At 57.2% G+C, this 15,286-nt stretch carries 12 protein-coding genes; 8 read left to right on the forward strand and 4 right to left on the reverse strand.

Going from position 1 to position 15,286, the window contains the following annotated elements; all coding sequences use genetic code 11:
- The first annotated feature begins 66 nt into the window (after positions 1–66).
- Positions 67–2,700, forward strand: a complete 2,634-nt coding sequence (locus BM347_RS07955; RefSeq protein WP_093915876.1) for an ATP-dependent helicase — start codon at positions 67–69, stop codon at positions 2,698–2,700.
- 57 nt (positions 2,701–2,757) lie between these two features.
- On the opposite strand, the gene BM347_RS07960 is transcribed toward BM347_RS07955, so the two are convergent.
- From BM347_RS07960 to BM347_RS17680, 3 genes are all read right to left on the reverse strand, one after another.
- Positions 2,758–4,131: an aspartate aminotransferase family protein gene (locus BM347_RS07960; RefSeq protein ID WP_093916113.1), complete on the reverse strand. Its 1,374-nt coding sequence runs from the start codon at positions 4,129–4,131 to the stop codon at positions 2,758–2,760.
- Positions 4,132–4,485: 354 nt separating this feature from the next.
- Positions 4,486–5,118 carry a LysE family translocator gene (locus BM347_RS07965; RefSeq protein ID WP_093915877.1) on the reverse strand — a complete coding sequence of 211 codons (633 nt, stop codon included), beginning with the start codon at positions 5,116–5,118 and terminating at the stop codon, positions 4,486–4,488.
- 335 nt (positions 5,119–5,453) lie between these two features.
- Entirely contained in the window at positions 5,454–6,140 is a 687-nt protein-coding gene (locus tag BM347_RS17680; protein ID WP_245764219.1) for a DUF1127 domain-containing protein, read from the reverse strand.
- On the opposite strand from BM347_RS17680, the gene BM347_RS07975 reads away from it, so the two are divergent.
- Positions 6,133–7,203 carry an Mrp/NBP35 family ATP-binding protein gene (locus BM347_RS07975; protein WP_093915879.1) on the forward strand — a complete coding sequence of 357 codons (1,071 nt, stop codon included), beginning with the start codon at positions 6,133–6,135 and terminating at the stop codon, positions 7,201–7,203. The two genes, BM347_RS17680 and BM347_RS07975, sit on opposite strands and share 8 nt — an antisense overlap.
- 5 nt (positions 7,204–7,208) lie before the next feature.
- On the opposite strand, the gene BM347_RS07980 is transcribed toward BM347_RS07975, so the two are convergent.
- Positions 7,209–7,838: a hypothetical protein gene (locus BM347_RS07980; protein ID WP_139226467.1), complete on the reverse strand. Its 630-nt coding sequence runs from the start codon at positions 7,836–7,838 to the stop codon at positions 7,209–7,211.
- Between the two features lie 869 nt (positions 7,839–8,707).
- On the opposite strand from BM347_RS07980, the gene mraZ reads away from it, so the two are divergent.
- From mraZ to BM347_RS08010, 6 genes are read left to right on the forward strand one after another with little or no spacing between them, the layout of a single operon-like run.
- Positions 8,708–9,211 carry a division/cell wall cluster transcriptional repressor MraZ gene (mraZ, locus tag BM347_RS07985; protein ID WP_093915881.1) on the forward strand — a complete coding sequence of 168 codons (504 nt, stop codon included), beginning with the start codon at positions 8,708–8,710 and terminating at the stop codon, positions 9,209–9,211.
- Positions 9,212–9,216: 5 nt separating this feature from the next.
- Positions 9,217–10,209: a 16S rRNA (cytosine(1402)-N(4))-methyltransferase RsmH gene (gene rsmH, locus BM347_RS07990; RefSeq protein ID WP_093915882.1), complete on the forward strand. Its 993-nt coding sequence runs from the start codon at positions 9,217–9,219 to the stop codon at positions 10,207–10,209.
- The gene (gene ftsL, locus BM347_RS07995; protein WP_093915883.1) at positions 10,206–10,559 is read left to right on the forward strand and encodes a cell division protein FtsL; all 354 of its coding nucleotides are present in this window, start codon (positions 10,206–10,208) and stop codon (positions 10,557–10,559) included. Before rsmH ends, ftsL begins: the two co-directional genes overlap by 4 nt.
- Complete coding sequence (locus BM347_RS08000) at positions 10,556–12,343, forward strand: peptidoglycan D,D-transpeptidase FtsI family protein (RefSeq protein WP_093915884.1); 1,788 nt, start codon at positions 10,556–10,558, stop codon at positions 12,341–12,343. The genes ftsL and BM347_RS08000 overlap by 4 nt, the downstream gene beginning before the upstream one ends.
- A gap of 17 nt (positions 12,344–12,360) precedes the next feature.
- Positions 12,361–13,842, forward strand: a complete 1,482-nt coding sequence (locus BM347_RS08005) for a UDP-N-acetylmuramoyl-L-alanyl-D-glutamate--2,6-diaminopimelate ligase (protein WP_093915885.1) — start codon at positions 12,361–12,363, stop codon at positions 13,840–13,842.
- Complete coding sequence (locus tag BM347_RS08010) at positions 13,839–15,275, forward strand: UDP-N-acetylmuramoyl-tripeptide--D-alanyl-D-alanine ligase (RefSeq protein WP_093915886.1); 1,437 nt, start codon at positions 13,839–13,841, stop codon at positions 15,273–15,275. The genes BM347_RS08005 and BM347_RS08010 overlap by 4 nt, the downstream gene beginning before the upstream one ends.
- Positions 15,276–15,286 lie beyond the last annotated feature (11 nt).

Raw genomic sequence — 15,286 nt, forward strand, 5'->3', positions numbered from 1 at the left:
TTCCGGCAAAGAACATTTTGCGAACGTGTCTTTCATTTGGTGGCTTTGCGCGCTAGGTTATGGGCCATGAATGATTTCGACGAAATGGACGCCTTTGAAGGCGCATCTTTATCAGCCCGCGCCATGGCCGCGCGCCCGCAACCCTATCTGGACGGGCTGAACTCTGCGCAACGGGCCGCCGTTGAACAGATGGATGGCCCTGTGTTGATGTTGGCGGGCGCGGGGACCGGCAAGACCAAGGCGTTGACCGCGCGGATCGTGCATCTGATGAACACCGGCCGCGCCCGACCGAACGAGATTTTGGCGGTGACCTTCACCAACAAAGCCGCGCGCGAGATGAAGAACCGCGTGGGTGGTATGTTGGGGCAAAGCATCGAAGGCATGCCATGGCTGGGCACATTTCATGCGATCTGCGTCAAACTGTTGCGCCGCCATGCGGAGCTGGTGGGGTTGAAGTCGAATTTTACCATTCTGGACACGGACGACCAGCTGCGACTGCTCAAGCAGTTGATCAGGGCCGAAGAGATTGACGACAAACGTTGGCCCGCGCGGATGCTGTCAGGGATCATCGACGGGTGGAAGAACCGCGCGTTGACGCCGGAAAAGGTGCCAAGTGCCGATGCCGGGCTGTACAACAACCGCGGCACCGAGATTTACGCGCAATATCAGGCACGCCTGAAAGAGCTGAACGCCTGCGATTTCGGTGATCTTCTACTGCATATGGTGACTATTTTCCAGACACACGAGGACCTGCTGAAGCAATACCAGCGCTGGTTCAAATTCATCCTTGTTGACGAATACCAAGATACCAACGTCGCCCAATATCTGTGGCTGCGGTTGCTGGCGTCGGGGCATAAAAACATCTGCTGTGTGGGTGATGATGACCAGTCGATTTATGGCTGGCGGGGGGCCGAAGTGGGCAATATCCTGCGGTTCGAGACGGATTTTCCCGGGGCCCATGTGGTGCGGCTGGAACAGAACTACCGGTCTACCCCGCATATTCTGGCCGCTGCGTCTGGCGTGATTGCGGGCAACGAGGGGCGGTTGGGCAAAACGCTTTGGACGGCGGCCAGGAAAGGTGAACAAGTTCGTCTTATTGGCCATTGGGACGGCGAGGAAGAGGCCCGCTGGATAAGCGATGATATCGAAGCTCATCAAAGCGGACGCTCTGCCTTGGCAACACGAAGGGAGAACTCCCGCACAGAGCAAGTAAAGGATGAGATATCTCGCCTTGGAGAACTCGAAGCTTTGAGGGGGGTTAATAGTATTGGAGAATTACTAGGACGGCTAAAGGAGTACGAGAGCTTCTTGGTAGATGACAGCAGGCGTGATTTGTTGTGGGAGTTGACCACCAGACAGGAGGAGGGTCTTTCTCTCGAACCTGCTTTCCAAAAATTTGGGCTAAGCGAAATGGCGATTCTTGTGCGTGCCTCGCACCAGATGCGCGCGTTCGAGGACCGGTTTTTGACCATCGGTTTGCCCTATCGCGTCATCGGCGGGCCGCGATTCTACGAGCGCTTGGAAATCCGCGATGCGATGGCCTATTTCCGCGTTGTGACCAGCCCTGATGATGATCTGGCGTTCGAGCGGATTGTGAACACACCTAAACGCGGGCTGGGCGACAAGGCGCAACAGAATATCCAGAAAACAGCCCGTGAAAACGGCGTGAACCTAGTGGAAGGGGCGCGGATTTTGCTGGCCAATGGCGGGATCGGCGGCAAAGGGGCTGCGCAGTTGCGGCTGCTGATTGATGGGATCGAACGCTGGGGCGAGATGGCGCGCGGGCCGCGCATTCGCACCGAGATTGACGATAATTCTGTGATTGATGATGGCGCGCCGACTGCCCGCTATGAATACGGCCCGCCCGAGATCAGCCATGTCGAGCTGGCGCAGGTTATTCTGGACGAATCCGGCTATACGGGGTTCTGGCAGAACGACAAAACGCCAGAGGCACCGGGGCGGCTGGAAAACCTCAAGGAACTCGTCAAGGCCTTGGAGCAGTTCGAAAATCTGCAAGGGTTCCTTGAACATGTCAGCCTGATTATGGACAACGAACAGGACGGCGAGGGCGAGAAAGTGTCGATCATGACGCTGCACGCCGCCAAGGGTCTCGAGTTCCCTGCCGTCTTCCTGCCGGGATGGGACGACGGGCTGTTTCCGTCGCAGCGGTCCATGGATGAAAGCGGTATCAAGGGCCTCGAGGAAGAGCGCCGTTTGGCCTATGTCGGCATCACGCGGGCCGAGGAAATCTGCACCATTTCATTCGCGGCGAACCGGCGGGTGTTTGGCCAATGGCAAAGCGCGATGCCATCGCGGTTTATCGATGAATTGCCCGAGGAACATGTGGATGTCCTAACCCCGCCTGGCCTCTATGGCGGTGGGTATGGTGCTGCCATGCCGAAATCCGATCTGCACGAAAAGGCCGCCGAGGCGAATGTTTACAATTCCCCCGGGTGGCGGCGTCTGCAATCGCGCAGCAATGATCGCGGGATGAGCCAGCCCAAGGAAACACGTAATGTGACCATAGATATGGCGGCGGTCAGTAGTTTCACCATGGGCGAACGCGTGTTCCACCAGAAATTCGGGTATGGCGCGGTGATCGGGATCGAAGGCGACAAGCTTGAGGTCGAGTTTGAAAAAGCCGGGATTAAAAAGGTCGTATCGCGGTTTCTGACCGGATCGGACGACGTGCCGTTTTAAAGGATGGGATCATGGGGCGCGGTCGATGCCACGCCCCATGAGTATGTCAGCGCAGATTTAGCCCAGAACGGATGCCACGGCCTGATGGGTCGCGGTAACAACCTGATCGGCCTCGTCCTTGGTCAGGCAGAACGGTGGGGCAAAGCCTAGGATGTCCCCTTGGGGCATGGCGCGGGCGATGACGTTGCTTTGCTCTAGCAATTTGCCAGCGATCTGAGGCCCGATTTTGTCGGCGGCATCATAGAAGCTGCGGCTGTCCTTATCGGCTACAAATTCGACTGCGCAGAGCATCCCTTCGCCGCGCACGTCACCCACGTGGGGATGATCAGTAAGGGCGGCGCGCATCTGGGTGTTCAGATATGTGCCGACAGTGCCTGCGTTTTCGACCAAACCCAGTTTGTCGATCAATTCCAGGTTCGCAACACCCGCAGCGGCCCCGATGGGGTGTGCGGAATATGTCCAACCGTGGCCGATGGGGCCGTTTTCATCGGTGCCTTTTTCCAGCACGGCCCACATTTTGTCAGACACAATTGACCCGGACAGCGGCGCATAGGCAGAGGTCAACCCCTTGGCGATGGTGATCAGATCGGGGCGCATGCCATAGTGATCGGACCCGAACATGGTGCCCAGACGGCCAAAACCCGTAACAACCTCATCCGCGACCAGCAGAATGTCGTGACGGTCCAGCACCTCTTGGATGGCGGGCCAATAGCCGGCGGGGGGCGGTACAATGCCGCCGGTGCCCAAAACGGGTTCACCGATAAAGGCGGCGATGGTGTCGGCCCCTTCGGCGTGAATCATCGCTTCAAGTTCGGCCACGCAATGGGCGACGAATTCGCTTTCGCTTTGCCCCAGATCCTTGCGCTGGAAATAGAACGGTGCCTCGGTGTGAATCACCTGTGCCAGCGGCAGATCGAACTTCTTGTGAAACAGGTCAAGCCCCGTGAGCGATCCGGTCATCAGGCCCGAACCGTGATAGCCACGCCAGCGCGAGATGATCTTTTTCTTCTTCGGACGACCAAGGATGTTGTTGTAATACCAGATCAATTTGATGTTGGTCTCGTTCGCATCGGACCCAGACTGGCCAAAATACACCTTGGACATGTGATCGGGCGCGCGGTCCATCACCATCTTCGCTAGGGTGATCGACGCCTCGGTGCCGTGGCCGACATAGGAATGGTAATAGGCGAGTTCTTTGGCCTGATCGGCAATCGCTTCGGCGATCTCGGGGCGGCCATAGCCGACGTTCACGCAGTACAATCCGGCGAAAGCATCCAGCATCCGGTTGCCATCGCGGTCCTCGATATGCACGCCGGAGGCAGTTTTGATCACGCGCTGCGGGATGTTGCCTCGTGCGAATTCAGCCAGATGGGTCGAGGCGTGAAAGAAATTCTCGCGGTCCCATTGTTCAAGATTATCGTTGTGTAGCATGGTTTTACCCTTCGACTTTGGCGGCGCGCCGCCTGATGACATATGAAAGGAGCCAGTTGCACGCGCGGGGCCGGTAAGGCCGGAGTGTGAGCAGAAAGGCTCCGCTCACCCAAGCAGCAGCGCGCAATGCCTTTATTGCCAAGGTAATATGCAGGTTTAACCACGGCTGACGGGCAAAACCAACAGATTTTTCAGCGGGTGTAGGTTTTTGGATCGGTGTTGGCCGGGGTTGCCTAGCAAACGTGCTGAACGGGGGTAGGGGGATACTGGTGTTGGTTTTCTGATCTGTTACCGGGTTCACTTGCTTTTCCGCGGATTGTGAAGGTCAGGTTTGAGCCCATACGTACAGCGAAATTAGAGATCTGAGGTGGCAATTTTATAGCTTGCGAAAGTGAAGAACGAGCCGAGCGCACCATCAATCCAACGCTGTGCCTTTCGGTATCCATTGACCATCGGTGCCGTTGAAAACGCTATCGCATATGCCAGATGACCGACTATCGAGATTATCCCAGTTCCGGCGACCACTATACCCCCGACCCAGAACGGTGCGGTTTGATCCAGAGCAAGGGATAGGATCGCAAGCCATGTGAATGCGGCTTTTGGATTAGTCATCTGGATCAGCAGTCCCCTGCGGTAATAGCGCCCAAAACCACCGTCGACTGTAATGCCCTTCACTTGCATGGTTTTGCCCTTCAAGGCAGACGCAAATGCTTTGTAAGCAAGAAGAAGAAGGTAACAGGCACCTGCAATCTTAATGAAGGTTAAAAGACCTGCATAAGTCGTTAACAGCGCCGTTAACCCGAAGAGTGTCAAGGTTCCCCAGATGAACGAACCGCTGGCAATGCCCAATGCCAACGCCTTGCCGGATGAGCGACCGACGGCCATGGATGTTCCAATGATCGACATTATGTTTGGGCCAGGGCTAAACATTCCCATCACGAAAACGCCAAAAGCGACAAGAATACCCGCAAAATACTGATCGAACATTGAAAAACCCTACCAATTTCAGTCAACTTAGCCGCTTTCCGAAGATGAGCAAGGACGTGGTGGTCAAGGTCGGCTTAGTCCGCAAAGCGGACCATAGCCCCGCACATAAATGATGGGCTCAAAGCCAAACGCAGGGAATATGCATCCTCCAGATACAAGAACGGCGGTGCTTTGGGAGGAAAGCACCGCCGACTTTATCGACGTCTCCAATCCAATCGGGAGGAAAGGAGGAAGGAGACGTTTATAAAGGCCTTCGGTTTCAGGGAGGAGGAAGAAACCGCGGGCCTTCTACAGACACACATCCGGGAGGAAGCGTGTGTCCGATCTCAATTCATTTAGGCAGCGTTGCGGCCTGTTTCCAGAGCGATGCTGCGGATTTGCGAACGCGACATGCCCAGATCGGCCAATTCGCGGTTCGACAAAGAGCTCAGCTCGTTGAAAGTGGCGCGGTACACACGAGCCTGCTTGCGGCGCGTGGCGATCATGGACATGACGGCGTTAAAGCGATCTGCCAAGGAAGGAGCGGTAGTTGCGTTAAGGTATGCCATCTCAGCACCTCTTTCATTTGATCTGTGTTTCGTTCTGTTGTGACCAATATGTAGGAAGATGCTGCACTTGCACAATACACAGATCGACAATGCCGCTATGCAGCAAATGCATACGAAAAGTTGACGTAACGTCCTGAAAATTTGTGATAAAATAAAAAAATGGCGACGACACCAGGGAGGAGGAAGGTGTCGCCGCCTAAACAGAAACATCCGGGAGGAGGATGGATGCGTCTGGTCTTTCTGTTGGTTAGCGACTAGCGCTTTCCTGAAACCTTTTTGACCTAATTGCTGCATCTGCACAATAAAAAATTTTGCAATGCTGCTATGCAGCGCAAACATTGCGGAAATGGCTAATTTTTGGGCGAAGTTTTGCGCTTTTGCTGGTGATATGCGCAGTATTGTGACGCCCTCTTGTGGTTTACGTAGAAACTGCCATGTCAAAGCTGTCGATAAGAAGGAATAACCGATGCCCATTACCAAAGCCCAAGTCGAAGCGGAACTGCAGCGAGTCACCTTGCCGGATGGGAAATCCATCCTTGCGCATGATTTGGTCCGTGCTTTGACGGTTGAGGGTGATGCCGTCCGGTTTGTGATCGAGGCACCGAATGCGCAAGTTGCCGCGCAGATGGCCCCCTTGCGCGACGCGGCAGAGCAGGTGGTGAAGGCGATAAAGGGTGTAGGCACGGTTACCGTTGCTCTGACGGCCCACGGCCCGGCCCCCAAGGCACCGGCACCTAGCCTTAAGATTGGCGGCCATCCGAAGCCTCAAGACGGACCAACCAAACCGACCGGGGTAAAGCGTATTCTGGCCATCGGGTCCGGAAAAGGCGGCGTTGGGAAATCAACCGTCAGTTCCAACATCGCCGTGGCCTTGGCGCGGGCAGGGCGCAAGGTCGGGTTGCTGGACGCAGATATTTATGGGCCCAGCCAGCCGCGCATGATGGGGGTGAACAAACGCCCCGCGTCGCCGGATGGCAAAACGATCATTCCCTTGCACGCCCATGGCGTCACCTTGATGTCGATCGGCTTTATGATGGAAGAGGGCAAGGCCGTTGTCTGGCGTGGCCCGATGTTGATGGGCGCATTGCAGCAGATGTTGGGGCAGGTTGAATGGGGGGAGTTGGACGTGCTGTTGGTCGATTTGCCGCCCGGTACGGGCGACGTGCAATTGACCCTATGTACCAAGTCGGAATTGTCTGGGGCCATCATTGTGTCGACGCCGCAGGATGTGGCGCTGATTGATGCGCGCAAGGCCATCGACATGTTCAACACCCTCAAAACGCCCGTTCTTGGCCTGATCGAGAATATGTCGATGTTTGTTTGCCCTGACTGCGGGTCAGAACATCAGATTTTTGGTCATGGTGGCGTTGCGGACGAGGCCGAGAAAATTGGCGTTCCATTATTGGGCAGCTTGCCCATTGATCTGGAAACCCGTCTTGCGGGGGATGCGGGCACGCCCGTCGCCGCGGGCGACGGCCCGATGGCACAAGCCTACGCGCGCATCGCAGAAGGGTTGATCAAGGGCGGTATGGCTTAGGGTTGCTATTCAACCCAATCGCTACGTTCGCTGCAGGTGGTTTCCTTTATCGCAGCCGCTTCATCTTGCATGCCTGTTTTGATGTTTGCGGGCATTTTTCCGGCACCCAGCACAATTGAGTGGGTCGAGGATACATTCGTCGCGTGCACATCTACGCAGGCCGCGATGCCGTCGGCTTCGGCATTGCCATCATTGTCTTTAAGCTTGGCCATTTCAAAGCAAATGCCGAAAAAGTTGACGGGGCCCTTATCGCACATGACGGATGGGGACACTTCGCCGATTTTCTTTCCGTCCTTATAGGTGCGGATTTCCAGGTTAAAGCCGCGTGTATCTGCACGACTTACAGAAACGCCTGCCTTTTCGGAATGACGCAAGCCGCACACCGATACCCCCTTGTCGAGCGATGCGATATCCACCGCTTTTGACAACGTATTTCCGATCTGCGGAATCCACTCGGCCCAGTCGGCTTTGCTGGCGACCTCTCCGGCCGATACCGTGCACATTGCAGCTACACGAAAGTCCGGGCCGACATCAGTGGCGATGATGCCGAACTGATCGGTGGTACGAGTATAAAATTCTGCCATTGCACCGTTGGGTAGGGTGGCTAGCGCCATGAGAAAGAGAAGATGTTTCACGTCAGTGTCCTTTCAAAGTGTTTTGAGGTCTTCAGCCAAGGGCTGAGAAAACGGGCTACTTTTTAAAAAACTGATGACTGCATGAGTATGCGGGCACAGAAATAACAGAAAAACGCCATTTGGAAAAGTTAGGCTGGGTTGGGATTGTGCACGTGGCCCCTTGGCTTTGTAAATTTGTTTAATGTTTCAAACCCTCACCCGGCGGATATTGAGGGTTATGGGACTTCATGGGAATTTTCATGAGGCCGCATGTGCTGGCGGTCAGGTGATTCGTTCATAAGCCTTTTATTGTCTTGGGGCTTGGTGTTTTTGCGCTGAAAACAGTTGCACCTTGTTGTCCAATTTGAGAACAAAGAATAAACATGCCTTGTGGATAAATCTGAGGGTGTATTTTTATTGGGATTTGGTGGGAAATTTTGGGCTGAAACCTGAAATACTATATATTGTGCCATTTTTTTTCATTTGCACAGTATGAGGTGCAAATTGGAGTGGGTCGACACCCTACATGTTGTTTTTCAGCCCTGTGTAAAACCATATCCTGTGTCTTTTCCCAAAGAAAACTATAGACGCCCATGAATTCCCATGGCATCCCTAGTGCATCGGATGAGAACGAGACAAGGGGCACCAAACGACCCCATCGACCAAATAAAACTCTAGCAGGTTCATACAGGCACCTCGCTTTCATCAGACCAAGAATCCGGCGCGCGAGCGAGCAGACATCCCCCCAGGTGGCGCGTGCAGTCGGACTTTCCCGCAAAGCGGGACGGGCGGCGGGTTGATCAGTGGCAGCAGATCAACCCGCCGTTTTTACGCCTACCACAGGGGAAACGAATTTTTGGCGCAAGCGCGCCGTAGCCAGGGACAGACACGTGAGCCGCAGGTTCAGAGGCGAAAGCCAACACAAGGTCGATACGAAGGGGCGGGTGTCTATCCCGGCCTCTTTTCGTCGTGTGTTGGAAGCCGGTGATCCGAATTGGCAAAACGGCGGCACGCCCGAGCTGGTCATCGTCTATGGCGACAGCCGCCGCAGCTATCTTGAATGCTACACCATGCAGGCGATTGACGAGGTTGATGACAAAATCGACGCGCTGCCGCGTGGATCAATGGAACGCAAGATGTTGCAACGCCTGTTCCACGGTCAGTCTTTCCCGACATCTGTCGATGAAACCGGCCGTCTGGTCCTGCCTGCCAAACTGCGCAGCAAAATCGACCTGGAAGGCGAGGCGTTTTTTATCGCTGCCGGTGACACGTTCCAGATTTGGAAGCCTGAAACCTATGATACCGAGGAAAAAGCCCGCGAAGAAGAATGGCTGGATGAATTGCCAGAAGACTTCGATCCCATGGCCTTTCTGGACGGTAAGCCGGAGGCCTAAGCGATATGACCGCTGCCTCTGATACCCCCTCAGCCCCCCACACGCCGGTTCTGCTACGCCCCCTTTTGGCAGCAGTTGCCCCTGTCACGGGGCGCTGGCTGGATGGCACATTTGGTGCCGGTGGCTATACGCGCGGGTTGATTGACGCAGGTGCGGATCAGGTCATTGCCGTCGACCGCGACCCGCTGGCGTTCGAGATGGCGCAAAGCTGGGCGGCGGATTACGGCGACAAAATCATCATGCAGCAGGGTGTGTTCTCAAAGATGGACACCTATGCCCAAGATCTTGATGGGGTTGTGCTGGATCTGGGCGTCTCGTCGATGCAGCTTGATCTGGCTGAACGCGGCTTTTCCTTCATGCGCGACGGTCCGCTGGACATGCGGATGAGCCAGAACGGCACGTCAGCCGCCGATATCGTCAATCAGGCCGAAGAAGAAACCATCGCGAATATTCTGTTCCAATACGGCGAAGAACGCGCCAGCCGTCGTATTGCCAAGGCGATTGTCCGTGCCCGTGAAGAGGCACCGATTACTACGACACTGCAATTGGCAGGGTTGGTCGAGGGCTGTTTGCCCCGTTCAAAACCTGGTCAGTCGCACCCTGCGACCCGCAGTTTTCAGGCGCTGCGCATCGCGGTGAATAACGAATATGGCGAATTGTTCGAAGGGCTTATGGCTGCCGAACGCGCGCTGAAACCCGGCGGGCAACTGGCCGTGGTGACTTTTCATTCGGTCGAGGACCGGATGGTCAAACGCTTCCTTACGGCGCGCGCAGGGGCAGGCGGCAATGCCAATCGCTTTGCCCCCGAAGCCGCACCCGTTCCGCCGCAATTCAAAATCCTGAAACGCAAGGCCATCGGGCCAGACGCGCAAGAACTTGAGGAAAACCCGCGCAGCCGCTCGGCCAAGCTGCGCGTTGCCATTCGCACCGATGCGCCGGCCGGATCGGTTGATGCGAAATCGCTCGGCATGCCCATCGTCAAAGGAATACAGTCATGAGAGCCGTTCTGTATGTTCTGACCACCTTGTCGGTTATCGGCCTCGCCTTTTGGGCCTACCGTGAAAACTATGCCACGCAGCAAGCGCTGAGCGATACGGACCAGCTGCGTCAGGATATCCGTCAGGCCCATAGCAGGCTGGCCGTATTGCGCGCCGAATGGGCCTATCTGAACCGGCCAGAGCGTCTGCGCGATCTGTCCGAGCTGAACTTTGACCGGCTGGGCCTGTTGCCGCTGCATCCCGACCAGTTTGGCGCAATTGATCAGGTCGGCTATCCGCCGCTGCCCGAACTACCGCTGTTTGAAATCACCCAAGGCGTCGATGTGTCCACGATGGAGGCCACAGAATGATCCGCACCCCGCTGCGTCCACTGGCCCGCATTCTTGAGGCCCGCCAAAAGGGCGAAAATCCCGACGCGATTGAACGTGAAAATACCCGTATCCGTCACGAGCAGATGCGCGACAGCGCCCGCCAGCGTGCCGAAGGGCGGTTGCTGGTGCTGGGTGTGTTCTTTTTCTGCGCCTTTACTGTGGTGGGTGCGCGCATGGGCGTTATGGCGACGACCGACCCGACAGAGCCACGCGCGGCGGCCCCCGGTTCCGTGATCTCGGCCACCCGTGCCGATATCGTTGATCGCAACGGCAACCTGCTGGCCACGAATTTTGAAACCCACGCTCTTTACGCGCAGCCGCATCACATGATTGACCCCGAACGGGCCGCCAGCAAGCTGATGAACGTGTTCCCTGATCTGGATCACGATCGTCTGGTGCGTGACTTTACTGGCAAGCGTAAGTTCCTTTGGATCAAAAAGAAAATCAGCCCAGAACAAATGCAAGCCGTGCATGAAATCGGCGAGCCGGGTCTGCTTTTTGCCCCGCGCGATATGCGTCTTTATCCGAATGGCCCTCTGGCCGCGCATATCATGGGCGGTGCCAGCTTTGGCAAAGAGGGCGTACACGGTGCCGAGGTGATTGGCGTTGCGGGTGCGGAAAAATACTTTGACGATTATCTGCGCGACCCTGCAAATGGGAACAAGCCGCTGGAGCTGTCGCTGGATATGACGGTGCAAGCCGCGTCCGAGCGTATTTTGTATGGTGGTATGAAACTGATGAACGCCAAGGGGGCGACATCAGTCTTGATGGACGTGCATACCGGCGAGGTGATCAGCGCCGTGTCCTTGCCCTCGTTCGATCCAAATGATCGCCCGCATGCGGCTGTTACCGGGGATGCGTCGGACAGCCCGCTGTTTAACCGCTCGGTCCAAGGGGTGTACGAGCTGGGATCAGTGTTCAAGATTTTCCCTGCTGCTCAGGCCATTGATCTGGGGCTGGTGACGGCGGACACGGTGATTGATACCGCCGGTCCGATGAAAGTCAGCGGTTTCCGGATCGGTGAGTTCCAGAATAAAAACTATGGCGAACAGACGGTTACCGGTATCATTGTGAACAGTTCGAACCGGGGTTCGGGGCGTCTGGCCATGCAGATCGGCGCAGAACGGCAGCAGGCATTCCTCAAAAGCCTCGGCTTCTTTGAACCCACCCCATTCGAGATCGTCGAAGCTTCGGGCGGCAAGCCATTGCTGCCCAAGCGGTGGGAAGAGCTCAGCACCGTCACGATTTCTTATGGGCATGGCTTGTCTTCCAGCCCGATGCATCTTGCGGCTGGATATTCGACAATCGCAAATGGCGGCCGCAAAATCGTGCCGACCTTGCTGAAACAAAACGGCCCCAAACTGGGCGAAAGGGTGATGTCCGAAGGTGCCGCAGCTGACGCCCGGATGATGTTGCGCGCCGTTGTGACCGAAGGCACGGCCAGCTTTGGCGAGGTGCCCGGCTATCACGTGGGCGGCAAGACCGGCACGGCGGATAAACCCGGCCCCCGTGGTGGATATCTGGAAGACAAGGTGATCAACACCTTTGCCAGCATGTTTCCCGCCCATGACCCCAAATATGTGTTGATCGTGACCTTGGACGAGCCTGTTGAAACATCCGGCGAGGAACCGCGCCGTACGGCGGGTTGGACGGCTGTGCCCGTCGCCGCCGAGATGATCCGCCGGATCGCGCCCTTGTTGGGGCTTCGACCAACTGTTGAACCGGGCAGCGCCGCTGATATAACGCTGTCGAGCAGCAATTGATAAAAAGAGCGTCCCCCATGGGCACACAGGCCGTCCCCCTTTCTTCGCTTGGTCTGACCGCAAGGGGAGAGGCAAATCCGACGATCACGGGCATCGCCGTGGACAGCCGCCTGGTAAAAGACGGATATTTGTTTGCCGCCATGCCGGGCAGCACAGTACACGGGGCCGAGTTTATTCAATATGCGTTGCGCATGGGTGCTGCTGCGGTGTTGACTGATGCCAAAGGTGCGGCACTTGCCGCCGATGTGCTGGCCGATACCGGCACCGCAGTGGTGGTTACTGATGCCCCGCGCGAGGCGCTGTCGCGCTCTGCCGCGCTGTGGTTCGGCGCACAGCCTGCCACGATGATCGCGGTGACTGGTACGAATGGCAAAACATCCGTGAGTACTTTTGTCCGCCAGATCTGGATTGAAATGGGATTGCAGGCCGTGAACCTTGGCACAACGGGTGTCGAGGGCGCATGGACCGCGCCGCTGGCCCATACGACGCCTGAACCGATCACTTTGCACCGCGCCTTGGCCGAAGCAGCGGCGAACGGCATCACCCATGCCGCGATGGAGGCGTCGAGCCACGGGTTGGACCAGCGCCGCCTTGACGGCGTCACGCTGAAAGCGGCGGGGTTTACAAATTTCACGCAGGATCATCTGGACTATCACGAGACATTCGAGGCGTATTTCGACGCCAAAGCCGGGTTGTTCTCGCGGGTGTTGCCTGAAGATGGCACAGCGGTCATCAACATTGATGATCCCAAAGGCGTTGATATGGCCGCTATTGCCCGTGCGCGCGGCTGTGAGGTCATTAGCGTAGGACGGGACGGCGGCGATCTGCATCTGACGGGGCAGCGTTTTGACGCAACCGGGCAGGATTTGCGGTTCGACTGGCGCGGTAAGACCTATCAAAAGCGGCTGAACCTGATTGGCGGGTTTCAGGCCGATAACATTTTGCTGGCGGCGGGGTTGGTTATTGCGTGCGGCGCGGAGCCTGCGGATGTGTTCGACACGATCCCGCATCTGACCACCGTGCGCGGCCGGATGCAGTTGGCCGCGACACGCGATAATGGCGGCGCTGTATTTGTCGATTACGCCCATACGCCCGATGCCATCGCCACGGCGCTTCAGGCGATGCGCCCGCATGTGATGGGCCGTTTGGTGGCGATTGTGGGCGCAGGCGGCGACCGTGACACGACCAAACGCCCCTTGATGGGGCAGGCGGCGGCGGAACATGCCGATCTGGTCTTTGTGACCGACGATAACCCACGCTCGGAAGATCCGGCGCTGATCCGTGCGGCCGTCATGACCGGCGCGCCGGACGCGACCGAAGTCAGCGACCGCGCCGAGGCGATCTTGCGCGGGATTGATGCCATTGGCCCCGGTGACGCGTTGCTGATCGCGGGCAAGGGCCATGAAACCGGGCAGATCATCGGCGACGATGTCTTGCCCTTTGATGATGTGGAACAGGCCAGCGTTGCCGTTGCAGCACTGGACGGGAGACTGACATGAGCTTGTGGACTGCAGCAGAGGCGGCAAAAGCCACCGGAGGCCGCGCGATTGGCGACTGGGTTTGTGATGGCGTGTCTATTGATACCCGCACCATCCAAACAGGAGATCTGTTCGTCGCACTCAAAGATGTGCGCGACGGCCATGACTTTGTGGCAATGGCGCTGGAAAAGGGCGCAGGGGCGGCGCTTGTCAGCCATGTGCCGGAAGGCGTTGCAGATGATGCGCCCTTGCTGATCGTCGATGATGTGCTGCAGGGGCTTGAGGCGCTTGGGGCCGCGGCCCGCGCCCGCACACAGGCCAAAGTGGTCGCAGTGACGGGCAGCGTTGGCAAGACCTCGACCAAGGAAATGCTGCTGGCAATTTTCGCCGATCAGGGGCGGGCACATGCGTCCGTTGACAGCTACAATAATCACTGGGGCGTGCCGCTGACATTGGCGCGGATGCCCGCTGATACCGAATTTGCCGTGATCGAGATCGGGATGAACCACCCCGGCGAAATCTCTCCGCTGGCGATCTTGACCAAGCCGGACGTGGCGATGGTGACGACGGTCGCTGCCGTACATTTAGAGGCATTCGATGACGTCGCAGGTATTGCCGTTGAAAAAGCGGCGATTTTCGATGGGTTGGCGCCGGGCGGTGTGGCCGTGATTAATGCCGACATCGAACATGCGGCGATCTTGATGGCCAAAGCCGTAGATTGCCGTCTGCGCGAGGTCGAATTCGGAGAGCATGGTTTCCAGTTCAAATTGCAAAACGTGCAGGTCCAAGGCGATGTGACAGTCGTGCAAGCGGATGCCGATGGCACCCCGCTGCTGTTCAAGATCGGCACGCCGGGGCGGCATTTTGCGATGAACGCCTTGGGCGCGCTGGCTGCAGCACAGGCGATGGGGGCCGATCTGGCACTGGCGGCGGTGTCCTTGGGGCGTTGGACGCCCTACAAGGGGCGCGGCGTGCGCGAGGTGATCCACCTTGACCCGGTCGAGTTTCACATGACGCTGAGCCTGATCGACGACAGCTATAACGCCAACCCCACATCGATGGCCGCAGCACTTGAGGTGTTGGCCGCATCAGAAGTGACCCATGACATTGGCCGTGTCAGCAAGGGCCGGCGGATCGCATATCTGGGCGATATGAAGGAATTGGGCAGTGACGAGATCGCACTACACGCCGGATTGGCCCATCTCGACGCGACCAAGAAACTGGACGTCATTCATTGTGTGGGGCCGTTGATGCGGTCGCTATATGATCTGATCCCCGCGCATCAGCGGGGCGAATGGGCCGAGACATCGGCGGAGTTGCTACCCGGATTGGCAAGCCATCTGGACAGTGGTGATGTGGTGCTGGCCAAGGGGTCATTGTCTATGAGACTGGGCCTGATCGTTGACGCGATCCGTAAAATGGGCCATCCGGAGCCGAATAAAGAACAGGGCTAAAGCCCATAATA

It is taken from the genome of Sulfitobacter marinus (genome assembly GCF_900116285.1).
Taxonomy (GTDB): domain Bacteria; phylum Pseudomonadota; class Alphaproteobacteria; order Rhodobacterales; family Rhodobacteraceae; genus Sulfitobacter; species Sulfitobacter marinus.